21 protein-coding genes are annotated in these 22,551 nt (G+C 73.2%); 11 read left to right on the top strand and 10 right to left on the bottom strand.

The features are described from left to right. Nucleotides 1-4 precede the first annotated feature (4 nt). Nucleotides 5-2,299, top strand: a complete 2,295-nt coding sequence (locus tag FFT21_RS14740; protein WP_137814422.1) for a TNT domain-containing protein — start codon at nt 5-7, stop codon at nt 2,297-2,299. Further along, nucleotides 2,296-2,580 carry a hypothetical protein gene (locus FFT21_RS14735; protein WP_137814421.1) on the top strand — a complete coding sequence of 95 codons (285 nt, stop codon included), beginning with the start codon at nt 2,296-2,298 and terminating at the stop codon, nt 2,578-2,580. Before FFT21_RS14740 ends, FFT21_RS14735 begins: the two co-directional genes overlap by 4 nt. A gap of 10 nt (nt 2,581-2,590) precedes the next feature. Here the strand turns inward: FFT21_RS14735 and hisN are convergent, their stop codons facing one another. Then, a complete protein-coding gene (hisN, locus tag FFT21_RS14730; protein ID WP_137814420.1) occupies nt 2,591-3,379 on the bottom strand; it encodes a histidinol-phosphatase in 789 nt (262 codons plus the stop codon). A gap of 33 nt (nt 3,380-3,412) precedes the next feature. Here hisN and FFT21_RS14725 point away from each other — a divergent pair, with 33 nt between their 5' ends. Beyond that, nucleotides 3,413-4,087: a response regulator transcription factor gene (locus tag FFT21_RS14725; protein ID WP_137814419.1), complete on the top strand. Its 675-nt coding sequence runs from the start codon at nt 3,413-3,415 to the stop codon at nt 4,085-4,087. A 138-nt stretch (nt 4,088-4,225) separates the two neighbouring features. Further along, nucleotides 4,226-5,503: a sensor histidine kinase gene (locus tag FFT21_RS14720; protein ID WP_137814418.1), complete on the top strand. Its 1,278-nt coding sequence runs from the start codon at nt 4,226-4,228 to the stop codon at nt 5,501-5,503. A gap of 5 nt (nt 5,504-5,508) precedes the next feature. On the opposite strand, the gene FFT21_RS14715 is transcribed toward FFT21_RS14720, so the two are convergent. From FFT21_RS14715 to FFT21_RS14705, 3 genes are read right to left on the bottom strand one after another with little or no spacing between them, the layout of a single operon-like run. Then, nucleotides 5,509-6,045 (bottom strand): GtrA family protein, encoded by a 537-nt coding sequence (locus tag FFT21_RS14715; RefSeq protein ID WP_137814417.1) that lies wholly within the window; start codon nt 6,043-6,045, stop codon nt 5,509-5,511. Nucleotides 6,046-6,101: 56 nt separating this feature from the next. Next, nucleotides 6,102-6,662: a GtrA family protein gene (locus FFT21_RS14710; RefSeq protein ID WP_137814416.1), complete on the bottom strand. Its 561-nt coding sequence runs from the start codon at nt 6,660-6,662 to the stop codon at nt 6,102-6,104. Between the two features lie 9 nt (nt 6,663-6,671). Then, nucleotides 6,672-7,850 (bottom strand): sigma-70 family RNA polymerase sigma factor, encoded by a 1,179-nt coding sequence (locus FFT21_RS14705; RefSeq protein WP_137814415.1) that lies wholly within the window; start codon nt 7,848-7,850, stop codon nt 6,672-6,674. Nucleotides 7,851-8,267: 417 nt separating this feature from the next. Between FFT21_RS14705 and FFT21_RS14700 the strand changes: the two genes are divergently transcribed. The 3 genes from FFT21_RS14700 to FFT21_RS14690 all read left to right on the top strand — a co-directional run bounded on the left by FFT21_RS14700 (nt 8,268) and on the right by FFT21_RS14690 (nt 11,266). Continuing rightward, nucleotides 8,268-9,461, top strand: a complete 1,194-nt coding sequence (locus FFT21_RS14700; RefSeq protein ID WP_137814414.1) for a 5-(carboxyamino)imidazole ribonucleotide synthase — start codon at nt 8,268-8,270, stop codon at nt 9,459-9,461. Further along, on the top strand, nt 9,461-9,970 hold the full coding sequence (gene purE / locus FFT21_RS14695) for a 5-(carboxyamino)imidazole ribonucleotide mutase (protein WP_192909545.1): 510 nt from the start codon (nt 9,461-9,463) through the stop codon (nt 9,968-9,970). The genes FFT21_RS14700 and purE overlap by 1 nt, the downstream gene beginning before the upstream one ends. Before the next feature lie 132 nt (nt 9,971-10,102). Beyond that, complete coding sequence (locus tag FFT21_RS14690; protein ID WP_137814413.1) at nt 10,103-11,266, top strand: acyl-CoA dehydrogenase; 1,164 nt, start codon at nt 10,103-10,105, stop codon at nt 11,264-11,266. A gap of 41 nt (nt 11,267-11,307) precedes the next feature. Here the strand turns inward: FFT21_RS14690 and FFT21_RS14685 are convergent, their stop codons facing one another. After that, a complete protein-coding gene (locus tag FFT21_RS14685) occupies nt 11,308-11,676 on the bottom strand; it encodes a hypothetical protein (protein WP_137814412.1) in 369 nt (122 codons plus the stop codon). A 258-nt stretch (nt 11,677-11,934) separates the two neighbouring features. Beyond that, complete coding sequence (locus tag FFT21_RS14680; protein WP_137814411.1) at nt 11,935-13,563, bottom strand: glycoside hydrolase family 18 protein; 1,629 nt, start codon at nt 13,561-13,563, stop codon at nt 11,935-11,937. Nucleotides 13,564-14,047: 484 nt separating this feature from the next. Here FFT21_RS14680 and FFT21_RS14675 point away from each other — a divergent pair, with 484 nt between their 5' ends. Beyond that, entirely contained in the window at nt 14,048-14,554 is a 507-nt protein-coding gene (locus FFT21_RS14675) for a DinB family protein (protein WP_137814410.1), read from the top strand. Between the two features lie 27 nt (nt 14,555-14,581). Here FFT21_RS14675 and bla read toward each other — a convergent pair whose 3' ends face one another. Then, nucleotides 14,582-15,514, bottom strand: coding sequence for a class A beta-lactamase (bla, locus tag FFT21_RS14670; RefSeq protein ID WP_137814457.1), 933 nt, complete (start codon nt 15,512-15,514; stop codon nt 14,582-14,584). Between the two features lie 453 nt (nt 15,515-15,967). Between bla and FFT21_RS14665 the strand changes: the two genes are divergently transcribed. Next, nucleotides 15,968-16,807: an EamA family transporter gene (locus FFT21_RS14665; protein WP_192909544.1), complete on the top strand. Its 840-nt coding sequence runs from the start codon at nt 15,968-15,970 to the stop codon at nt 16,805-16,807. A gap of 22 nt (nt 16,808-16,829) precedes the next feature. Here the strand turns inward: FFT21_RS14665 and FFT21_RS14660 are convergent, their stop codons facing one another. The 3 genes from FFT21_RS14660 to FFT21_RS14650 form a co-directional block, all read right to left on the bottom strand. Beyond that, on the bottom strand, nt 16,830-17,558 hold the full coding sequence (locus FFT21_RS14660) for a TIGR03089 family protein (RefSeq protein ID WP_137814409.1): 729 nt from the start codon (nt 17,556-17,558) through the stop codon (nt 16,830-16,832). Nucleotides 17,559-17,601: 43 nt separating this feature from the next. Then, entirely contained in the window at nt 17,602-18,939 is a 1,338-nt protein-coding gene (locus tag FFT21_RS14655) for an LCP family protein (RefSeq protein WP_225978421.1), read from the bottom strand. A gap of 109 nt (nt 18,940-19,048) precedes the next feature. Further along, entirely contained in the window at nt 19,049-20,449 is a 1,401-nt protein-coding gene (locus FFT21_RS14650) for an LCP family protein (RefSeq protein ID WP_225978420.1), read from the bottom strand. 186 nt (nt 20,450-20,635) lie between these two features. On the opposite strand from FFT21_RS14650, the gene rfbB reads away from it, so the two are divergent. Continuing rightward, nucleotides 20,636-21,628 carry a dTDP-glucose 4,6-dehydratase gene (rfbB, locus tag FFT21_RS14645; RefSeq protein WP_137814408.1) on the top strand — a complete coding sequence of 331 codons (993 nt, stop codon included), beginning with the start codon at nt 20,636-20,638 and terminating at the stop codon, nt 21,626-21,628. Beyond that, nucleotides 21,586-22,545 carry a dTDP-4-dehydrorhamnose reductase gene (gene rfbD, locus FFT21_RS14640; protein WP_225978419.1) on the top strand — a complete coding sequence of 320 codons (960 nt, stop codon included), beginning with the start codon at nt 21,586-21,588 and terminating at the stop codon, nt 22,543-22,545. Before rfbB ends, rfbD begins: the two co-directional genes overlap by 43 nt. Nucleotides 22,546-22,551 lie beyond the last annotated feature (6 nt).

Here is a 22,551-nt window from a genome sequence, read left to right as displayed (position 1 = left end):
CGTGATGGGGATCGAGTTGCCGGGTGAGCTCGCGGACGTGGCCGCGCGGGCGGGAGTGCGCTGGCCGCAGGCCGACGAGGACGGCATGCGCCGGGCCGCGGCCGCCTGGCGGGAGGCCGGCGAGCGGATCGACGCGCTCGCCCGCGACTCGGACGGCAGCGCGCGGCACGCACTGGACGCGGTGCACGGCGGCACCGGCGACGCCGCCCGCCGGCACTGGGACGGCTTCGTCGGGCCGGACGGGCACCTGCCCACCGCCGCGCGGGGCTGCCACGCCGCCGCCGACCGGCTGGAGCACGCCGCCGACCAGGTCGGCGCGGCGAAGGTGCAGATCGTGCGGCACCTGGTCACCCTGGCGAAGAACCGCGACGCCGCGCACCAGGCGGCCGCCGCGGGTCACCCCACCGCGCTGGCCGGGTTGGACGTCGCGGTGCGCGGTACCGCGGCGAACGTGGCGCACGTCCACCAGGCGCTCACCCAGGCGGTCCGCCAGGACGGCGGCGTCGACGCGGGCGCCGTGCCACCGCTGGTCCACGCCAGCCCGGGAGCGGGACCGTCCGGCGGCGGTGGGCACGGCTCCGCGTGGCCGTCCAGCGGCGGTGCCCACGGGGCCGGCACGCCGGTCCAGGTCGGTGCCGGCCCGGACGGCGTGGCCGGCCGGATCGGGCCGGGCGGGGTGACCGTCGACCTCGGTGCCGGCCAGGGGCACGGCGGCTACGGCGACTCCGGCGGGTACGGCCTGGGCGGAGCCGGGCGGCCCGGCGACGGCCTGCCGGGCCCCGGCGCCGGGACCGGTGGGATCGGCGCGCCGGGTGTGATCGGCGGAATGCCCGGTCACCAGGCGATCGACCCGCGCGATGTGGACCCGGAGAGCACCGGGCCGATCCCGCTAGGAAACGCGGCCGCCGCCGGATACCCGGCCGGCGGTCGCTTCGGCCCGACCGGCGACGCGGCGGGCGGTGCCTGGGCCGGCACCCCGGGGCACGCGGTGGACTCCGCGGCGAACCTGGTGCATCAGTCCTCGGCCGGTGCCGTGGAACCGCCGCCGGCGGAGCCACCCGCACCGACCGGTGCGGCCCAGCCGGTACCCGGCGGGCCCGCCCAGCCCGGCACGCCGGTCGCCTTCGGCGGTGCCGGCGGCGGGGTCCTCGGTCCCGCCGAGCCCGCGCCGGGTGGCGCCGTGGCCGCGGGACCGGGCGGCGCTCCCGGCGCCGCCACCGGTACGGGTGCGCCGGGCGCGATGCGGCCGGGGCCGGTGACCGGTGCCGGTCCCGGCGCGGGCACCCCGGCGGGCCCGGTCGGGCGGCTGGGGCCCGGTGCCCCGGCGGGCAGCCGCCCGGCCACCGCGGTGGCCCCGGACGTGCTGGTCGACCCGGGCAGCCGGGACCGGACGGTGCCGCACCGGCCGCCGGCCGACCGTCCCGACCGGCCGCCGTCCCCGACCGGCGCGCCGCCGTCCCGACCTGGCCGGGGGCAGGATGGCTCCGGCGGGTCGCTGGCGCTGTTCGTGGTGCACATGTTCCCGATCGGCCACCTACCGGTTCCGGCCAGCCGGCCGTCCCGGCAACTGCCCCCGCCCGCTCCGGAACTCGACTATGCCGCCGGCCTGCGCTTTCCCCCGCAGGACCATCCGGAATCCGCGCTGGTCGACGATGCCGAGGCGATGGAGCGGGCACGGCACGGCCAGCCACCGGCCCGGCCGGCGCCGGCCCGCGAGGCGGGCGACCCGGTGGTCGCCGCGCTCGCCGAGGGGCACGACCCGCTCGGCGGCGAGCACGAGCGGGACTGGGACCGCCGGTTCCTGGTCCGTGCCGGGCGGGACGGCCGGCGCGCCGAGTACGCCTGGCCGCCGGGGGAGTGCTACCCGGAGGGCGGCAGCGACGCCGGCGAGCCGGTAGTGCTGCCCGAGGGCACCATGCTGGACCGGTTCGGCACCGCGGAGGGGCGGGTGCTGGCGCCGGCCGGTACCCCGTTCCGGCGCCGCTCGCTGCCGCCGGAGTACCTCGCCGAGGGATACCACCGGTACCGGGTGCTGCGGCCGCTGCCGGTGTGGCGGGCGGTCAGCGCGGCCTGGTTCGGCCAGCCCGGCGGTGGGGAGCGGTACCGGGCCACCTACCCGGTCGCCGACCTGGTCGCCCTCGGCTGGCTGGCGGACGTCACCGCCGCGGACAGCGAGCACGTCACCGCCGCGGACGGCGACGGCGTCACCGCGCGGCAGAGCGAGGGCGTCGCCGCCGGGGACGGTGACGGTGTCGCCGGGAACAGCGAGGCGGAGCGGAACGAGGGGACGGGCGGATGAACGCGGAGACCATCGGCGGCTGGCTGGCGGCCGTCGGAGTGCCGGCCGAGGTGGTGTGCGTGGGAGCCGAGGCGGACAACGCCTGGTGCCTGGTGCGCGACGAGACGCCCGGCGAGGACGGCCAGTACGGCTGGGAGGTGTTCTGGCGGGAGCAGGGCAACCGCTACGACTGGGCGCGCTTCGAAAGCGAGCACGTCGCCTGCCACTACCTCTTCGGCCGGCTGACCTGGGCCCAGGTGGCCAGGGGCGCGGTCGGCCTGCTGCCGGAGCAGGCCCGCTGACCGGTGGTGCTCAGCCGCGCGAGGTGAGCAGCGCCAGCGCGGCGTCGTGCAGCGTCCCGTTGGAGGACAGCGCCGAGCCGCCGGCGTGCGTGGCGACCCCGTCCAGGTCGGTGAACCGGCCCCCGGCCTCCTCCACCAGCACCTGGATGGCGGCCACGTCCCATGCGTTCACCACCGGCTCGGCGGCCAGGTCGATGGCCCCCTCGGCGACCAGGCAGTGCTGCCAGAAGTCGCCGAAGGCGCGGTTCTCCCAGCAGGCGTCCACCAGTGCCAGGTACGCCTCCCGGGACCGATACTCCACCCAGCTGCCCAGGTGCGTGGTGGACACGTACGCGTCGGAGAGCGCGGACACCCCGGACACGCCGATCTGCCACGGATCCGCGTCACCCGAGGTGGTCCACGCGCCCTGGCCCGCCGCCGCCCACCAGCGACGGCCCAGCGCGGGGGCGCTGACCATGCCCACCACCGGGCGGCCGCCGACCAGCAGCGCGATCAGCGTGGCCCAGGCCGGGACGCCGCGCAGGAAGTTCTTCGTGCCGTCGATCGGGTCGATCAGCCAGGTGCGGCCCTCGCCGGCGACCCCGCCACGCTCCTCGCCGGCCACGGTGTCCTCGGGGCGTTCCGCGGCGAGCACCTCCCGGATCGCGTCCTCCACCGCGACGTCCGCGTCGGTCACCGGGGTCCGGTCCGGTTTGCGGTCCACCCGCAGGTCACGGGCGCGGAACCGGGCCAGCGTGATGGCGTCCGCGGTGGCCGCGAGCTGGGTCGCGAGTTCGAGATCCCGGCTGAAGATTGACACAGGCTGGATGCTGCCACGCCTAGTCTGTTGGCCGTGAGTGTGGTGCTGCTGGCCGAGGACGATCCCGCGATCGCAGATCCGCTCTCCCGCGCGTTGCAGCGTGAGGGGTACGCGGTGCACGTGGTCGAGGACGGGCCGAGTGCGTTGCGGGCCGCCACCGGGGGGCGGGCGGACCTGCTCGTCCTGGACCTGGGCCTGCCCGGCATGGACGGCCTGGAAGTGTGCCGCCGGCTGCGCGGCGACGGCCGGGGCATCCCGGTGCTGATGCTCACCGCGCGGGCGGACGAGGTGGACTTCGTCGTCGGGCTGGACGCGGGCGCCGACGACTACGTGGCCAAGCCGTTCCGGCTCGCCGAGCTGCTCGCCCGGATCAGGGCGTTGCTGCGCCGGCGCGCGCCGGAGACGTTCGAGGTCAACGGCGTGCGGATGGACCTGGCCGCGCGGCGGGTCACCGTCGACGGGCGCGAGGTACAGCTGGCCAACAAGGAGTTCGAGCTGCTGCGGGTGCTGCTGCAGCATGCCGGTCAGGTGGTGACCAGGGAGGAGATCCTCTCCGAGGTGTGGAACGGCCCGGAGCTGAAGAGCAGCAAGACGCTGGACATGCACATGTCCTGGCTGCGCCGCAAGCTCGGCAACGGCACGCCGAAGTCGGCGGAACGGCGGATCGCCACGGTTCGCGGGGTCGGCTTCCGTTTCAACGCGGACTGACAGTTGCCCCTGATCGTGAGCGACCTGCGATGACGAGCATGGGAAGGCGCCGAGGCAAGCCGGACGCGAGCATGTCGGGCCACGTCAGCGCCCCGGCGACGCGATCGCGGCGCGCGTTCGGGAAGAGGCGCTGAGTCGGTGCGCCGGCGGATCCTGCACGCCATCCTGCTGGCCGTCGCGGTCACCGGATTCGCGCTGGGCATCCCGCTCGGCTACACCGCGCTGCTGCTCGTCGAGGACATCACCCGCACCGAGTTGGCCGCCCGCGCGCAGCAGATCGCGGCTACCCTGGACGACCAGATCGCCGCCGGCCGGCAGCTCGACCTGACCAGCGTGCAGCTCGCGGTACCCCCCAACGGCGCGCTCACCGTCACCTCGCCCACCGCCGGCCGGATGACCTACGGCCGGCCGCCGGGGGACAACGTGATCAGCGAAGAGGTGCCGATCGTGCACCAGGGCACGGTGACCCTCGCCATCCCCGCCGAGCCGCTGCGCACCCAGCAGGCCCAGGTCGCCGCGTTCGTGCTGCTGCTCGTGGTGCTCTCGGTGGGCACCGGGACGGTGGTGGCCACGGTCACCGCCCGGCGGCTCGCCGAGCCGCTGCGGCACGTCGCCGGCCGGGCCGCCCGGCTGGGCGCCGGCGACTTCCGCCCGGACCGGCGCCGGCACGGCGTCCAGGAACTGGACCAGGTGGCCGAGGCGCTGGACACCTCGGCCAAGGCGCTGGCGGAGCTGGTGCAGCGGGAGCGGGAGCTGGTCGGCGACGTCTCGCATCAGCTCCGCAGCCGGCTGACCGCGCTGCAGTTGCGGCTGGAGGCGCTTGCCGAGCACCCCGACGCGGAGACCGCGGAGGAGGCCCGCGCCGCGCTGGAGCAGGCCGACCGGCTGTCCGCGGTGCTGGACGAGTTGCTCGCCGCGGCCCGCGCCGCCCGCGCGGTGCGCGCCGAACCCATCGACCTGTCCGGCGAGCTGGGCCGGATCGCCGACGAGTGGCGGGAACTGCTCCGCGCCGAGGGCCGCACGCTGCGCAGCAGGGTGGCCGGCGGGCTGCTGGCCAGGGTCACCCCCGCCCGGCTGCGCGAGGCGATCGGCGTGCTGCTGGACAACGCGCTGCGGCACGGCGCCGGCACGGTGAGTCTGGCGGCTCGGCACGGCGACGGCACCGTGGTGATCGAGGTCAGCGACAACGGCCCGGGCGTGCCGGACGAGTTGGCCGGGCACATCTTCGAGCGGGGCGTGTCCGGCGGCGGTTCCACCGGCGTCGGCCTGGCCCTGGCCCGCGCCCTGGTGGACGCGGACGGCGGCCGGCTGGAGCTGTCCACCAAGAAACCGGCCACGTTCACCGTGTTCCTGCCGGTGCCCCGGGCGGATGCGGTGCTCGGCATCCCGTGGCGGACGGAGACCGGGCCCCGCTAAGCCCGCTAACCCTCGTCCTCCGGAGGGTCGGGGACGAGCCGAATCCGCGCGGTGCGCCCGCCGGCGCGGGGAAAGACCCACTTCCGGAAGCCCCACCAGCGGAATCCCATGGCCAGCAGGGTGCCGACGAGTTGCGCGCTGGTGAAGTCGGCGACCTCCTGGACCAGCCGGGACACCAGCGGCACCTGCAGGTGCAGCACGTACCGGGAGGTCCACAGCGGCGCCGAGTTCAGCACCACACCGATCGCGCTGATCAGGAAGAACAGTGCCGCCTCGTGGGCGCGTTCCCGGCCGCCGCGGGTGCGGAACGACCACTCCCGGTTGAGCACGTAGGACACGATCGTGGCCACCAGCGTGGCGACGACCTTCGCGGTGACCGGCTTGGGGGCCAGCACCGTGGTCTTGAGCAGGACGAAGATCGCGGTGTCGATGACGAAGCAGGTGCCGCCCACCACGACGAACTTGAGCAACTCGCCGTGCCGGAGGGCCAGCGCCCGGACGCCCTCGGGCATCCGGCCCAGCACCGTCTCCACCCCGACCACGCCCGCATTCTAGGAACGCTCGCGGAAACGCCAGGTGAGCGTGGGTTGCCGGGAGTTCAGGCCACCCGTTCCGAGTCGTTGTCGGAGTTGCTGCGCACCGCACGGAGCACGGTGGCGGCGCGCCGCGGCCGGGCGTTCTCCTGCGGGAAGACCCACTTCCGGAACGCCCAGAACCGGAACACCATGGCCAGCAGCATGCCGAGCATCGACCCGCTGACGAAGTCGGCGATCTCCTGGACGTACCAGCCGACCGTGGGCACCTGCAGGTGCAGCACGTACCGGGAGATCCACACCGGGACCAGGTTGATTCCCACGCCGATGCCGCTGATCAGGAAGAACAGCGCGGCCTCGTGGGCGCGTTCCCGGCCGCCGCGGGTGCGGAAGGACCACTCGCGGCTGAGCACGTAGGAGGCGATGGTGGCGACCAGCACGCCGATCGCTTTCGCGGTCACCGGCTTGCTGTCCAGCACGGTGGTCTTCAGCGCCCACCAGACACCGTTGTCGATCACGAATGTGGTGCCACCGACCACGGCGAACTTCAGCAACTCCTGATGCTTCACGATCAGCGAACGCACGGGCTCGGGGACGCGCGCGAGCGCGGTGTCGAGAGGGGGCACCGACGTAGTCTACGGAGGTCGGGCTAACCCCCGCCGGCCGACCCGGTCACTCCGGGGAGATAACTCACCGCCGGGTGTCACCCGTCCGGCCGAAGATCCCACCGGTCCGGACCGGTCCGCGGCCGGCGGCACCGGTCCGTTCGGCCGGGAGTGCTCGGCCGGCGCTCGCTCCCCGGGCGCCCGCTGGGCCGGCGCCGGGTTGAGCCCGGCCGGCGGAGTGTCCCAGGCCAGCGGGGCGACGTTCCGGTTCGCGTCCGAGGTCAACCCCACCGTGGTGGCCGTGGCCATCGCGGCGAGCCAGGTGATCAGCCGCAGCAGGTGCCGGACCAGCGAGTCCGGCGCCGGAGCGGGGGCCGCCGATCCCGTCGCCGGTGGCGGCCCGGCGGGCGGGATGGGCGCCAGGTAGCCGGCCGCCGCCGAGCCGAGCACCAGTGGCGCCACCACGGCCCGCAGGGTGCCGTTGACGTCGGCCAGTTCGTCGGCCATCGACCGGCACGCCGCGCAGCCATCCAGGTGCTGCTCCACCTGCGCGGCCTCCCGCCGGGACAGCCCGCTGCGGGTCCAGGCGCCCAGCCGGTTGACGACGAGCCGGCACCGTTCCGTCGGTGCCTGCGCCAGGTGTGCCTGCAGGTACGCCTGGCGCAGCCCCTCCCTGGCCCGGTGCGCGAGTGCGGACACCCCGTTCTGGGTGAGGCCCAGCAGCGGCGCCACCTCGGCCGGAAGCTGGCCCTCGATCTCGGTGTGCCACAGCACCGCCTGCCACCGCTCGGGCAGCCGGGCGAAGGCGCGGGCGGCGAGCGAGCGCTCCAGGTGGGCCAGGGCGGTGTCCTGGAACGGCACGCTGGTCGCGCCCGCGCCGGCCACCGCGGCGACGTCCGCTGCCAGCGACATCCGGCGGTCGCGGCGGGCCTTGTCGTAGGCCACGTGGCGCAGCGCGGTGAGCAGGTACGCGCGGAACGCCGCGTCCGGCCCCCGACCGGCGCGCAGCGCGTTCAGCACCCGGGCGAACGCCTCGGCCACCAGGTCCTCGGCCTCCTCGGCGGAGCCGGCGAGCTGCCGGGCCAGCTTGCCGGCGGCGGCCACGTGCCGCTGGTAGAGCGCGCGGTACGCGTCGGCGTAACCGCCGCGGACCGAAGCGATCAGCTCCGGATCGCTGAGGCCCGACACCTCGGTGGCAACGGTCGACACGTGGCTCCTCCCCCTTCCGCGCGTGCGCACGCGACCGCGCGGCCCCCCGGCCGCGCGGGTATCCGCGGCAGGCGAGGCGGAGGGAAGCCCGAGCGCCGAACTCTCCCCCCAGCGCCGTGCCCGGAACCTTCCGTGCCCAGTGTCGCCGAGCCCACCGGCCCCGGCCCGGCGAAGCGCGCCCGCGGCCCCGTGTGAGCGAGCGGTGGCCGCCGACAGCCTGTTCCGGAAACTGGACTGACCTGCGATGCTGATTTGCGGAACGCGCCAGGGCGAAGCCCCTGCGATCGTGGGGGGCGAGCCACCAGGACAAACAGGGACGTGCCCGGTCCCTGCGAGCCTCGGCGGCACGATCGCGGCGCGCGTTCTCAGACAGGCACTGAAAGTCGGGCTGACCGGCTCGTTTAGGCTGCGGTTCCCGTGGACCCACGCACTGGCTTCCCCGTCGTCGGCATGGTCGGTGGCGGTCAGCTCGCCCGGATGACGCACCAGGCGGCGATCCCGCTCGGCCAGTCCCTGCGCGTGCTCGCGGTGTCCGAAACCGACCCGGCGGCCCTGGTCAGCGGCGACGTGGTGGTCGGCCACCACACCGATCTGGAGGCCCTGCGCTCCTTCGCGGCCGGCTGCGACGTGCTCACCTTCGACCACGAGCACGTGCCCAACGAGCACCTGCGTGCACTGGTCGCCGAGGGGGTGCGGGTCCATCCTGGTCCGGACGCGCTGCGCTACGCCCAGGACAAGCTGGCCATGCGGGAGCGGCTGGCCGACCTGGGTCTGCCCGTGCCGCCGTTCGCGCCGGTCGCCTCGGTCGACGAGGTGCTGAAGTTCGGCGTCGCGCACGGCTGGCCGTGCGTGCTCAAGGCGATCAGCGGCGGCTACGACGGGCGCGGGGTGTGGATGCTGAACACCCCGGAGAGTGTCCACCGCACGGTGCCGGAACTGCTCGAGTCCGGCACCCGACTGATCGCCGAGCAGTGCGTGCCGATGCGGCGCGAGCTGGCCGCGCTGGTCGCCCGCTCGCCGTTCGGGCAGGGCGGGGCCTGGCCGCTGGTGCAGACCGTGCAGGAGGACGGCATCTGCGTCGAGGTCCTGGCCCCCGCGCCCGACGTGCCGGCCGAGTCGGCCGCGTACGCCCAGGAGATGGCGCTGCGCATCGCCGAGGAACTGGGCGTGGTCGGGGTGCTGGCGGTGGAGCTGTTCGATGGCCGGGACGGCCTGGTGGTCAACGAGCTGGCCATGCGGCCGCACAACTCCGGCCACTGGACGATCGAGGGCGCCCGCACCTCCCAGTTCGAGCAGCACCTGCGGGCCGTGCTGGACTACCCGCTGGGCGCCACCGACCCGCTGGCCCCGGCCGTGGTGATGGCCAACGTGCTGGGCGCACCGGCCGCCCCGAAGATGGGCCCGGACGAGCGGCTGCACCACCTGTTCGCCCGGTTCCCCGACGCGCACGTGCACCTGTACGGCAAGGCGGAGCGCCCGGGCCGCAAGATCGGCCACGTGACCGTGCTGGGCGAGCGGATGGCCGAGGTGCGCCGGCGGGCACGGCTCGCCGCGCACTGGCTGTCCCACGCGGAATGGCCAGACGGCTGGGACATCCACGGAGGTACCTGATGGAGAGCCGCGCGCCGGTGGTCGGCGTGATCATGGGCAGCGACTCGGACTGGCCGGTGATGGAGGCGGCCGCCACGGCGCTGGCCGAGTTCGACGTGCCGCACGAGGTCAGCGTGGTCTCCGCGCACCGCACACCGCAGCGGATGCTGGACTACGCCCGCAATGCCCTCGGCCGTGGCCTGCGAGTGATCATCGCCGGCGCCGGCGGGGCCGCGCACCTGCCCGGCATGGTCGCCTCCGCCACCGTGCTGCCGGTGATCGGCGTGCCGGTGCCGCTTGCGCACCTGGACGGCATGGATTCGCTGCTGTCCATCGTGCAGATGCCGGCCGGGATCCCGGTGGCCACCGTCTCCGTGGGCGGCGCCCGCAATGCCGGCCTGCTCGCCGTGCGCATCCTCGCCGCGTCGGACGCCGGCCTGCGCGAGCGGATCGCCGCGTTCCAGGCCGACCTGGAGCGGCTGGTGCTGGACAAGGACGCGGCGCTCCGCGAGCGCCTGGCCGGGTCCTGACGCCTGCTCCGCCTGCCGGCCCGCCGATGGTGGGCACCCACTCGGCCGAGGTGCGACGGAAGGCACACCCACCGAGACGTGAACGCACGCTAACATCCTCTCGCGTACTCAGCAGTAACGGGAGGGATCACGGTGGACCCGAGCTTCGGCACGTACCAGCTCGCCGAGGAGCACGAGGCGCTGCGCGAGGCGGTCCGCTCCCTGGCGGAGAACGAGATCGCGCCGCACGCCGCGGACGTCGACGAGCATGAGCGCTACCCCGTCGAGGCACGCGAAGCGCTGGTCAAGGCCGGGTTCCACGCCACGCACATTCCCGAGGAGTACGGCGGCGAGGGCGCGGACGCGATCTCCACCTGCATCGTGATCGAGGAGGTCGCCCGGGTCTGCGCCAACTCCTCGCTGATCCCCGCGGTGAACAAGCTGGGCACCGTGCCGATCCTGCTGTCCGCGTCCGACCAGCTGAAGAAGCAGGTGCTGCCGTCGATCGCGGCCGGCGAGGCGATGTGCTCCTACGCGCTGTCCGAGCGGGAGGCCGGTTCCGACACCGCGTCGATGCGCACCCGCGCCCGGCTCGACGGCGATCACTGGGTCCTCAACGGCACCAAGTGCTGGATCACCAATGCTGGCGAGTCCGCTTGGTACACCGTGATGGCGGTCACCGACCCGGACGCCGCCAAGCCGGTCGACGGCATCTCCGCGTTCGTGGTGCACAAGGACGACCCCGGCTTCGAGGTCGGCCCCAAGGAGCGCAAGCTCGGCATCAAGGGCTCGCCCACCTGCGAGATCTACTTCACCGACTGCGCCATCCCGGCCGACCGGATCATCGGCGAGCCGGGCACCGGGTTGAAGACCGCGCTGCGCACCCTCGACCACACCCGGCCGACCATCGGCGCTCAGGCGGTCGGCATCGCCCAGGGCGCGCTGGACGCGGCGGTCGCCTACGTCAAGGAGCGCAAGCAGTTCGGCAGGGCCGTCGCCGACTTCCAGGGCGTGCAGTTCATGCTCGCCGACATGGCGATGAAGATCGAGGCGGCGCGGCACATGGTCTACGTGGCCGCGGCCCGCGCCGAGCGCGGCGAGCCGAACCTCGGCTTCATCTCCAGCGCCGCCAAATGCTATGCCTCCGACGTGGCCATGGAGGTCACCACCGACGCCGTCCAACTGTTCGGCGGCGCCGGCTACACCCGCGACTTCCCGGTCGAGCGCATGATGCGCGACGCCAAGATCACCCAGATCTACGAGGGCACCAACCAGATCCAGCGCATGGTCATGGCCCGCTCCCTGCTCAAGGGCTAGATCAACGAGCTGGGCCCGGGGCGGGGATCCGTGTCGCCAGGCTAGTCTCCGCAGTTGCCCCAGCCCCAACCCTTACCGTTCCCCTTCTCGTCTCCGTATCCATCGCATTTTCCGGACGTCGCCGTCCCGGCGGTCGTGGTCGGGGACGGCGAGTACCGCGGCGGCGGCGACCAGGGCGGCGGCGCGAACATGGGCGGGCGGTGCCCGCCCGGCTGCACCGTGGTCGGCGGCGCCGAGCCCAGTGCGGTGCTCGGCAGGACGGTCGGCGCGGCGGTGCCGGTGCGCGGTGGCGCGGCCTGCGATGGCTGGGTCTGGGATGGCTGGGTCGTCGGCGGCCTGACGGTCATGACGTCCTGCTTCACCGTGGTCGGTGCGGTGTTGCTCGCCGCGGTGACGGCCTGGCCGTCCATCGGTAGCAGCGTGGCGGCCCAGATGCCACCGACTACCAGGACCGCCCCGCCCACGCTGACAGCAAGACCCACGGCTACCGACGGTCGCCTCGTCGCCGACGCCGCTTGGGCTCCATCGATCTGGTCGTGCCGTGTCTCGTCCATGTCTGTACTTACGCGTGAACATCTGGCGGGTTTCACGAGTTGATCAAGCGGACAACCACGGCCGTCAGGAGTCGGGGATGGAACAACCTTCTCGGGCGCCGGACCGCGTGGTCGCTACGTGCATGTGGCGCTGATCTGGGCGGCGGCATGGTGGGCGTTGGTGCGCTGATCTCCCACCCAGTCCTGGCCACGGGTGTGTAGTTCGATCGAGATGCCACGGCCGTTGACCGGAAAGGAGCCGGCGTCGACCCAATTTCCGCGGTTGTACACCTGGTCAATGGTGAACTGACCGGTCTGGCCGCTGCTCCCATCGTTGCTGTACACGGTGTAGAAGGTGGGGTGGCCGCCGACGTTCTGGATGTCGCCGTCGTCGGGAACATAGACGGACACCCGGCAACTCCCACCCAGGACCGGACGCGTGTCGAAATACCACCACATCGAGTTCTCGTCGTCCCGGTACCGGTCACCGGACATGGGTACGGACAGGTAGTGCCCGTCGCATCCGGAGCCCACGAAGCCGCCCGTGTTCGTCACCCAGCCGGTGTTGCGATCGGTGTAATACCCCACCGGCCTGATTCCGGTCGAGTTGTTGGAACATCCCGGCCCGGCCACCGCGAAATACCGCACCGGCGGGGCCACGGCGACCCCCGTCGTGGTGCTTCTGGTGGTCGTCGTGGTGGTCGTCGGGATCATCGCGGCCGTCGGTGGGGGTGGCGCGGTGGCCGCACTCGTCACCGAGGCTGTGGGCGCCGTCGCGTTGCCGAACCGTGTGGTGAGGGTGGTGAAGTCCCCTGGGCGCTGGGGGATGTTGCTGCACACGCCGTTGTCGGTTGGCGAGGCGCACGGTCGGTCGCGGTTGACCGTGAAGAACGTGTAGCGGCTCAGCTTGTGGCCGATGGCGTAGTCGAGCACGGCCTGGAAGTCAGCCTGGGTGAACACCTCGCCGGCGTCAGAGGTGCCGTTGATGCCGGCGAAGCCTTCCCGGGCGTATGCGGTGGCGCTGTCCCAGCCGAAGGTGTTCATCAGGATGCCGTGGAACGCCTCCAGTGCACTGATCTGGCTGCCGGACCCGACGAAGCCACCGCCGAACGGCGTGATGGCGTAGTTGTTCGGGGCGAACCCGACCCGCTTGGCCTGGTTGAGCATCTGCTGGCCGAACGGGCCGGTGCCCGCCGCGCTGCCGGCCGTGGTGACCGAGACGTACAGCCCGGGGTTGTGCTCCTGCAGGATCCGCGCGGCGGCCAACTCGTTGGCGACCGCGTCCGGGCTGCCGTAGCCGGGCGGTTCGAGATCGAAGTCGACCGCCTTCAGCCGGTAGCGGTCGATCACCTGCTGGTAGGCGTCCGCGGTGGCCTGGGCGCTGCCGCAGACCTGGCCCAGCTTCGTGCCGCCGTAGCCACCGAAGGACACCGAGACGTCCCCGCCGGCGGCCCGCACAGCCGTGATCACCTTGCCGACCGTGGTGTCCGCGGCTACCGGCTTGTCCCCGTCCCAGGCGGGACGGCAACCACCGTCGTCGGGTGCGCGCACGACGGCCAGCGTGAACGACTGCTGCCCGGTCGCCGCCATGAGGCGCGGAAGGTCGGGTGGGTCGCTGCGCAGCGGCATCGCGTAGGGCGCGGCCCCGTACCAGCTGTCGGGCAGCCGCGCGCCGATGTCCGAGCGGTTCCCCAGGGTGACATTCGGCGCGGACGGGTTCCGGGCGCCCTCGTGCTCAACGACGGCGACGAGGGCCGTGGCCACGGCGACCACCACGAATGCGGTTAACGCGTATACCCACCGTTTTAACCGCGGCAACCGCCATCCCCGCAGTCGAAGGACGCGGCCGCGTCGAGAGTTCTGGTGCCAGCGCCACGGTGGTTCCACTCCGCCTCGCACAGCGCGTCCTCCGGCCGTGGGTTACCGTCCAGATTGGACTAGTCCATTCTGGTCTTTCAGATCACTTACATTACCGGCTGTGGGAGTGTTGACCACGACCAAGCACCTGTCAAGAAGACTGATCAGGCCGCAATGTGGGCAACCAAGATGACACCGTAGAAATCCGGCGAGAACCGACGGCATCCGTACCGCGACTCGCGTGGCGTTCCTCACCGGCGTGGGAAGGAAATGCATCCCCGGCAGGTCGGATATCGGCCGAATGGCGTAGCGTCGCGGTTCCTCGGCAGTACGGGTGGCGGGTCCGCGAAAATGCGGTGTGGGGCGGCGCGGACCGGTCTAGCGTCGCTCCATGCCTCCACCTCGGATTCGGCCGGCTTTCGACGCCGACGAGCGGGCCCAGCTCCTCGGCTGGCTCGACCTGCAGCGCGCGGTCATCCACTTCAAATGCGAAGGCCTGTCCGAGTCGGAGGCGCACCGGGCCGTCCTGCCGTCGTCCCCGCTGATGACCATGGCCGGGATCGTGTCGCACCTGCGCTGGGTGGAGTTCCTCTGGTTCGAGGCGCTCTTCCTGGGCAGGCCCGCCGTCGGGCCGATCTTCGAGGACGGCGACGCCGACATGCGGGTGGACGGTGTGCCGCTCGCACGGCTGCTCGACGAGTACGACCGGCAGTGCGCCGTCTCCAACGAGATCATCGCCAGCCATTCGCTGGACGAGGCCGGTCGCCATCCCGACTACCAGGCATCCTCCGGGACGCTGCGCTGGATGCTGCTCCACATGATCGAGGAGACCGCGCGCCACGCCGGCCACGCGGACGCCATCCGCGAGCTTCTCGACGGCGAAACGGGGTACTACTGACCCTTGCCGGATCGCCGGCACGCTGGCTCACCCGGTCGGCACGAGGGCGTTGGCCACGATGGTGGCCGCCCGAGCCACGGTCGCGTAGCCGGCGGTGGACTTCGGATCGGCCGGTGCCGTGTAGACAGCGATGACCAGCGGGGCGTGGTTCGGCGGCCATACCACCGCGATGTCGTTGGTCTCGCCCTGCGCGCCACTGCCGGTCTTGTCGCCGACCTGCCAGCCTGCGGGGAGGCCCGCCCGGATCGACCGGCCGCCGGTGGTGTTGGCCTTCAGCCAGCCGACGAGGAGGTCCCGGCCGGCCGGGTCCAGGCCGTCGCCCAGCGCGAGGACACGCAGGTCGGCAGCCATCTGAGCGGGTGTGGAGGTGTCCCGCTGATCGCCGGCGGCGGTCACGTTGAGGTCCGGCTCGGTGCGGTCAAGACGAGTGAGCTGATCGCCGAGGGTTCGGGCGAACGCGGTGACGGCTGGCGGACCACCCAGGACCTGCAGCAGCAGGTTGGCGGCCGTGTTGTCGCTGTAGGTGATCGCCGCCTGGCACAGCGCGGAGACGGTCATCCCCTCGGCGACGTGCTGGGAGGTGACCGGCGCATAGGGCAGCAGTTGCGAGCGGTCGTAGCGGATCACCGTGTCCAGCAGCCCCGGCTGCTGCTGGCGTCGCCGCAGGATCGCCGACACGGCCAGAGCCTTGAAGGTGGAGCACATCAGGAACCGCTCGCCGGCGCGGTGGCGCACGCTGGCACCGCTCCCCGTGTCGACCGCACATATCCCGAGTCGGCCGCCGAACGTGGCTTCCAGTCGGGACAGTTCCGCCTCGGCGGCGCTGGCCGGCGAGGACGGTGCCGCCGGCCGCGACGGCGTACCACCCGGCGGCGATGCGGACGCGCAACCGGCCAGCGCGGCGCCCAGACCCACCAGGCCCCCGGACAGGACGGTGCGGCGCCGCAGCCGTTGCCACATGATCACCGATCCAGTGTAGCCGTGCCCAGGGAGGACGCCTCGCGCTTCGGGCGCCCGCGGACTGCGTGGAGTAACCACGGTGCGCTGGCGAGGACGAAGAGCATGAAGGCGACCAGCCGGAGCAGTCCGGGGGCGTGGAGCGGGTCGGCGCGGTCCAGGACGCGGACCGTCAGCCGCGCCATCCGTTCCCCGGCGTATCCCGTCGCTACGTCCACGGACGGACCCGGTTGACGACGCCAGTAACATCCGGCGCAGCACGTGGTTGCGCCTAGGGTTCCGCTCGCGGTCCGCCATGAGGATCCGGACAACCAGGACCGCGAGGGCTGGACCGAGCGGCGCCACGGCGGTGCGGCGGCCGGCCGCACGCGCCGACACCTGACGGGACAAAAGCCCTGAGGGCTCCGGTACGACGCGCCCGCGTACGGCGGGCCCGGACGGCGAGGAGCCCCAGGGATGTCGCCGACGATCATGCTGGCCGTGCTCGGCGCGGCGGTGCTGCATGCCGCGTGGAACGCGATCGCGCACGGGGCCGGCGATCGGCTGGTCGGGTTCACCCTGATCGGTCTGGCGTACACGGGCGTTTCCGCGGTGGTCGTGGTGGTCACCGGCGCACCCGCGGTGGCGGCCTGGCCATACCTGCTGGCGTCGGCCGCGGTGCACGTGCTCTACCAACTCGCGCTGATGCGCAGCTACCAACTCGGCCAGTTCAGCCAGGCGTACCCGCTGGCGCGGGGCACCTCGCCGTGGGTGGTCGCCGTCGTGTCGATCACCGTGCTGGGGCAGCGCATGCCGCTACCCGAACTGATCGGCGTGCTGGTGGTCTCCGCCGGGCTGATCAGCCTGGTCGTGCTGGGCGGCCGGCCGAAGCGGGCCGACCTGCCCGCGCTCGGGGCGGCATTCGGCACGGGGCTGCTCATCGCCACCTACACGGTGATCGACGGCGTCGGGGTGCACCGGACCGGGGTGGCGAGCTACGCCGGCTGGCTGTTCCTGCTGCAGGGGCCGGCGGTGCCGCTGCTCGCGCTGGCCGTGCGGGGCCGGGCGCTGCCCGTGGGGCTTCGCCCTTCGCTGGTCACCGGGCTGATCGGCGGCGTGGTGTCGCTTGCCGCCTACGGCCTGGTGCTGTGGGCGCAGGCCCGCGGCGCGCTGGCGCCGATCGCCGCGCTGCGCGAGACCAGCATCATCTTCGGCGCGCTGATCGGTGCGGTCGCCTTCCACGAGCGGCTCGGCCGGGGTCGGGCACTCGCCAGCGCGGTGGTGGTCGGCGGGGTCATCCTGATCAACCTGCGCTGATGCGCCGGAACGGTCACCCGTCTCACGACGTTCCGGTTGCCGGTCCGCCGAGGTCCACGGTGGTCCGCTCGGTGGACCGGCGGGCCGGCAGGGCGGCCGGGTCCGCGTTGCCGCACTGCACCAGCGAGGCGCGCCCGGCGAGCACGGCGAGCAGGCCGTCCAGCACGCCGTCCGGCAGCGACCAGTCCAGAGTGGACATCACGCGGGCGCCGGCCGTGATGCCCAGCGCGGCCGCGCGGTCCGCCGCCCTGGCCACCACGTCGTCCACAGTGGACCCGAGCAGGGCGGGTGTTTCGCCGGGCACCGGATCCAGCGCGACGAAGTCGTCCGGATGCGCCCGCACGTCGACCAGGTAGTCGATCGCGCCGCCGGCCGGCTCGTGGTCCAGCCCGCGGCCCATCGGGTCCAGCGACACCACGGCCACCAGGTCGGCGTCGGCCGCCGCCGTGTCCGGAGTGACGAAGGCGACCGCGGCGCCCGCCTGGTCGTCGACAACGTGGGCGCCGCACCACCACGCGCCGAGCAGCACGCCCGCGGTCTGCCAGTGCGCGGGCAGCCGCACCGCGACCGCGGTCCCGGGCTCGACGTCGTGCTCGTCGCGCAGCCAGTTCGCGGTCTTCGCGGCCCAGTTCGCCAGCGTCGCCCCGGACAGCTCAACCCGGCTGCCCAGGGCGTCGTCGTAGTGCGTGATCAGTGGCCGGCCGGGGTCGGCGGTGACCAGTGGCAGGAACAGCTTCTCGGTGACCGTCATCGTTCTCCCCGCTCGGAGATGGCACGCGGGGACGACCTTACGGTCAGTCGACGCACGGAACGTCGGCGGCCGCCGCGTTCGCCGGCCGCGGTTGCGGCCGGTCCGGCACGCCGCCGTCCAGCCGCAGCGGTGGGGAACCGGCGACGCGCTGCCCGCCGCCCGGCGGATTACCCGGACTCCCCGGGACGGGCGGAGTTGGCGGGGCGGCCGGGCTCGCCGGCGCCGGTGGGGCGGCCGGAGCCGCCGGGGCGGGCGCGCTGCCGACCAGGCCGGCGACGAAGGCGCGCACCTGGTCGCGGTCCACCGTGACGATGCTCTGCCCGCGGTCGTTGCGGGCGTTGGTGTTGGTCACCGGGATGGTGACGAAGTCGACTTTGCCGGAGGCCAGGCTCTGCACCTGGCCGAGTAGGCTCACCACGTTCCAGCCGGCGTCCACCACCACGGAACGCTTCACCGCGTCCATCAGGTCGCCCAGCTTTCCCGGGTCGGCGAGCACCCCGCCGGAGAACAGCTTGCGCACGGCGGAGCCGAGGAACGCCTGCTGGCGCACGATCCGGTCGAGGTCGCCGCGCGGCAGGTTCACCCGCTGGCGGACGAAGGACAGCGCATCGGCGCCGCTGATCTGCTGCACGCCGGCCCGGAAGTTCGCTCCCGATTCGGGGTCGGTGGTGGCGTGCCTCAGGCACACGTCCACCCCGCCCAGCGCCTCACTGAGCAGGTAGAACCCGTACAGGCCGACCTCGGCGTAGTGGTCCACCCGCAGCCCGGTGAGGTCCTGCACGGTCTGCACCAGCGCCCGCCGGCCCGCCTGGTCGGACTCCCTGGCGATACGCGCCGGGTCGGTGACGCCCTGGGCGCGGAGTTGCTGCTCGGCCTGGAGCTTCGCCATCCCGTACGCAGCGTTGATCTTGTCTTCCCGGTAGCCGGGGATCGGCACGAAGGTGTCCCGCGGGATGGAAATCGCATGGGTGCGGCCACCGCTCCGGGGGACGCGCAGCAGGATGATCGTGTCGGTGTTGAGGCCGCTGTCCGCCTCGGTGCGCAACTGCTTGAGCACGCTGACGGGCAGCGGGTTGCCGGCCAGATCAGTGCGGCTGTCGCTGCCGATGAGCAGGATGTCCGTGGCGCCGTCGTCGGTGGGCGGCGAGTTCGGCGCGGTGGCCAGGTCGGAGAGCACGTTCGTGGTGTTCGCGGGCTGCCGCGTGCGGTCCAGGGTGGCCCAGGCCAGCCCGGCGCCGGCCAGCGCGGCCGCGGACAGTAGGGCGACCAGGGTGCGGCCGGTGACCAGTGCGGCCGCCCGCACGCGCCCCCGCGCCGGCGGAGGGTCCGGCTGGTCCGCCTCTACGGCCTGCTGCTCGCCTGGTGCGGGCCCGTCGTCCACGGCGGCCTCCCTCCCCGAAAATCCGCCGAGATCCCCCCTCGGCGTCGCGCTTCAAGGCTAGCCAGGGCGGCCGGGCGCCGGCACGTGCGAGCGGAGCCGTTCCGCCCGCCTAGTTCACGCAGGGCACGTCGTCGCTGCTGATCGTCTCGTCCAGGGAGGACGTCGCCGTGGGCAGCGTCGCGGCGCTGCTCGGCGCGGTCCGGCCGGTGGTGGTCAGCGGGGGCGGCGGGGACACCGTGGGCGCGGTGCGGGTGGACGGCGGCGCGTACTCCTCGGGGTCGTCGTCGGCGCCCCGGGCGCGGGGTCGCGGCCCGGTCGTGGTGGGATCCGCCGGCCGGGTGGCAGCCGGCGCCGCCTCCGCGGCCATCCCAGTGACAAAGGCGCGCACCTGTTGCGGGTTGACCAGCAGCACGTCGCCGTCGCTGGCGACGGTCGTCTCACCGACCACCGGGATGGTGCGAAACTGCATCTTGCCGCCGGCCAGGTCCTGCATCTGCTCGGCGAAGCTGGTCAGGTCCCAGCCCTGGCTGAGTACCACGGAGCGCTGTACCGCGCCGACCAGGTCGCTCAGCTTCCCGGGGTCGGCGAGCATCCCGCCGGCCAGCACCTTGCGGACCATCGCGCCGATGAACACCTGCTGCCGCACGATCCGGTCCAGGTCGCCGCCGGGCAGGCCGTGCCGCTGGCGGACGAAGGACAGCGCCTGGGCGCCCGACACGGTCTGCCGGCCGGCCGGGAAGCTGGCCCCGGACATGTCGTCGTGCGTCGGTGCGCGCAGGCACACCTCCACGCCGCCGAGTACCTTGCTCACCTCGTAGAAGCTGGCCAGGTTCACCTCGGCGTAGCGGTCGATGTGCACGGCGCCGCCCGTCAGGTCCTCGATCGTCCTGATCAGGTTCTTCCGGCCGGCCACCGTCGACTCCTGCTCGATCCGTGCCGGGTCGGTGACGCCGTGGTTCCGCAGGATGCGGGCGGTCTCCATCTTGGCGCGCGCGTAGGCGGAGTTGAGCTTGTGCCTGCCGAAGCCCCCGGCGATCTGCACGTAGGAGTCGCGCGGGAAGGAGATCGCCACCGCGCGCCTGCCGTCCTGCGGGATGTGTACCAGGATCATGGTGTCGGTGTTCAGTTCGCCGGTGTCGTCGCCGGCGTGCAACTGGTCCAGTACGTCCTGCGGCAGCGGGCGCCCCTGCGCGTCGGTGCGGCTGTCCAGCCCGACCAGCAGGATGTCCATCGAGCCGTCCAGTTGGCGGTGCCCGGGCGGCGGCGTGTCGATCACGTCCGTGATGGCCGCGCCGGCGTTGATCCGGTGCTCCTCGATCCAGCCGTACGCGCTCGCCGCCAGCACCGCGGCCGACACCAGCGCGACCGCCGTCCGCAGGGTGCCGAGGGCGATGCGGGCGCCGATCCCACGGCCCGTGCCCGGCCGCCGGGCGGCGGCTACCTCGGGGGACCGGTCGGCTGCCGCGTCGGGGTGCCCCTCGATGCCCGGCTCGTGCGGATCGTCGGCCACGCCGTTCCTTCCCTGGTCCTGCGGCTGTCATGCGGCGGTCGGGTCGCCCGGGGCGAACAGCCTCAGCCAACACCTACGGTCGTGACAACGCCGTACGCACCGAATGTGTTGCACCGGTCGTGCCAAACTTTCCTCTCGAAGGTCGGCGGGGGCGGTTCGCCGACCACGGACCGTGAGGGGTGGCGTATGCGTGTACTGGTCACCGGAGGGGCCGGCTTCATCGGCTCGCACTACGTGCGTCAGCTGGTCGGCGGTGCCTACCCGGCATACGCGGACGCCGAGGTGGTGGTGCTGGACAAGCTCACCTACGCGGGGTGCGAGGCGAACCTGGCGCCGGTGTCCGGTCACCCGCGGCTGCGCTTCGTGCGCGGCGACATCTGCGACGCCGCCTTGGTCAGCGATCTGATGCGGGGTGTGGACGTGGTCGTGCACTTCGCCGCCGAGTCGCACGTGGACCGGTCCATCCTGGGCGCGGCGGAGTTCGTGACCACCAACGTGGTGGGCACCCAGGTGTTGCTGCAGTGCGCGCTGGACGCCGGCGTGGGCAGGTTCGTGCAGGTGTCCACCGATGAGGTGTACGGGTCCATTGAGCACGGTTCGTGGCCGGAGGAACACCCGCTGCAGCCGAATTCGCCGTACTCCGCGTCCAAGGCATCCGGCGACCTGCTGGCCAGGGCGTATTTCCGCACGCACGGCCTACCGGTGTGCGTGACGCGGTGCTCCAACAACTACGGTCCGTACCAGTTCCCGGAGAAGGTCATCCCGCTGTTTGTGACCAATCTCATCGAGGGACGTAAGGTCCCCCTCTACGGCGATGGGCTCAACGTGCGCGACTGGTTGCACGTCGACGACCACTGCCGCGGGGTGCAACTGGTGGCCGAGAAGGGCCGCCCGGGCGAGGTGTACAACATCGGCGGCGGCACCGAGTTGACCAACCGCGAGCTGACCGCGCGGCTGCTCGACATCATGGGCGCCGGCTGGTCCATGGTGGAACCGGTGCCCGACCGCAAGGGCCACGACCGGCGGTACTCGGTGGACATCACGAAGATCACCAACGAGCTGGGCTACGCGCCCCGCGTCCCGATCGACGCCGGACTCGCCGACACGGTGCGCTGGTACCGGGAGAACCGTTCCTGGTGGGAACCGTTGAAGCACCGCGCGACGCTGGCGGGGAGCTGATCGGCGTGGCCGACCTCGCGTTGCTGGTCTCGGGCGGCCGCGGGCAACTGGGCAGCGACCTGGCCGCGCGGGCCAGCGGGTACGTGCATGCCCCCGGCTCCGCCGAACTGGACGTCACCGACCCCGCCGCGGTCGCCGACGCGGTGGATGCCCTGGTCGCGGCCGCGCGGGCGGAGGGACTGCCCCCGGTGGTGGTCAACGCCGCCGCGTACGCCGCCGTGGACGCCGCCGAGGAGAACGAGGAGCGGGCGTTCGCGGTGAACGCGCAGGGGCCGTGGCACCTCGCCTGTGCCTGCCTGCGCGCCGGCGTGCCGCTGGTCCACGTGTCCACCGACTACGTGTTCTCCGGCGACACCGACCGTCCATACCGGACGGACGACTCGCCGGGTCCCCGCTCGGTGTACGGCCGCAGCAAGCTCGCCGGGGAGCGGGCGGTGCACGTGGTCGCCGAGTACGGTGCGCGCGCCTGGGTGGTGCGCACCGCGTGGCTGTACGGGCCTTCTGGCGGCAACTTCGTGAAAACCATGGCCCGTCTGGAACGTGAACGGGACAAGCTGTCCGTTGTGGACGACCAGACCGGTTCGCCCACCTACACCGCGGACCTCGCCGACGGCCTGCTCGCGCTCGCCGCCCGGGTGGTCGGCCCCGACGCGCCGGCGCAGCGCCTGCTGCACGCCACCGGTGGCGGATCGACCACCTGGTACGGGTTCGCCCGGGCGGTGTTCGAGGAACTCGGCGCCGACCCGGACCGGGTGCGGCCGTGCACCACCGCCGAGTTCCCGCGCCCCGCGCCGCGCCCGGCGTACTCGGTGCTGTCCGATGACGCGTGGCGCGAGGCCGGGCTGCCCCCGCTGCGGCACTGGCGGGACGCCCTCGCCGCCGCCTTCGCCGACCACGGCCCCGCGCTCCGCGGCTGACCGCCG

Origin of the sequence: Gandjariella thermophila (assembly GCF_005405885.1) — a bacterium.
GTDB classification, from domain to species: Bacteria; Actinomycetota; Actinomycetes; order Mycobacteriales; family Pseudonocardiaceae; genus Gandjariella; species Gandjariella thermophila.
Note: the sequence above shows the minus strand (reverse complement) of the source record. Positions and strands in the feature narration are given on the sequence as shown.

Bases quoted from the DNA above. Each gene is read 5' to 3' on its own strand.
- FFT21_RS14740 (WP_137814422.1), top strand. From the start codon at position 5: ATGGGGATCGAGTTGCCGGGTGAGCTCGCGGACGTGGCCGCGCGGGCG.
- FFT21_RS14735 (WP_137814421.1), top strand. From the start codon at position 2,296: ATGAACGCGGAGACCATCGGCGGCTGGCTGGCGGCCGTCGGAGTGCCG.
- purE (WP_192909545.1), top strand. From the start codon at position 9,461: ATGGAGAGCCGCGCGCCGGTGGTCGGCGTGATCATGGGCAGCGACTCG.
- FFT21_RS14685 (WP_137814412.1), bottom strand. From the start codon at position 11,676: ATGGACGGCCAGGCCGTCACCGCGGCGAGCAACACCGCACCGACCACG.
- FFT21_RS14675 (WP_137814410.1), top strand. From the start codon at position 14,048: ATGCCTCCACCTCGGATTCGGCCGGCTTTCGACGCCGACGAGCGGGCC.
- bla (WP_137814457.1), bottom strand. From the start codon at position 15,514: ATGTGGCAACGGCTGCGGCGCCGCACCGTCCTGTCCGGGGGCCTGGTG.
- FFT21_RS14665 (WP_192909544.1), top strand. From the start codon at position 15,968: ATGTCGCCGACGATCATGCTGGCCGTGCTCGGCGCGGCGGTGCTGCAT.
- FFT21_RS14660 (WP_137814409.1), bottom strand. From the start codon at position 17,558: ATGACGGTCACCGAGAAGCTGTTCCTGCCACTGGTCACCGCCGACCCC.
- rfbB (WP_137814408.1), top strand. From the start codon at position 20,636: ATGCGTGTACTGGTCACCGGAGGGGCCGGCTTCATCGGCTCGCACTAC.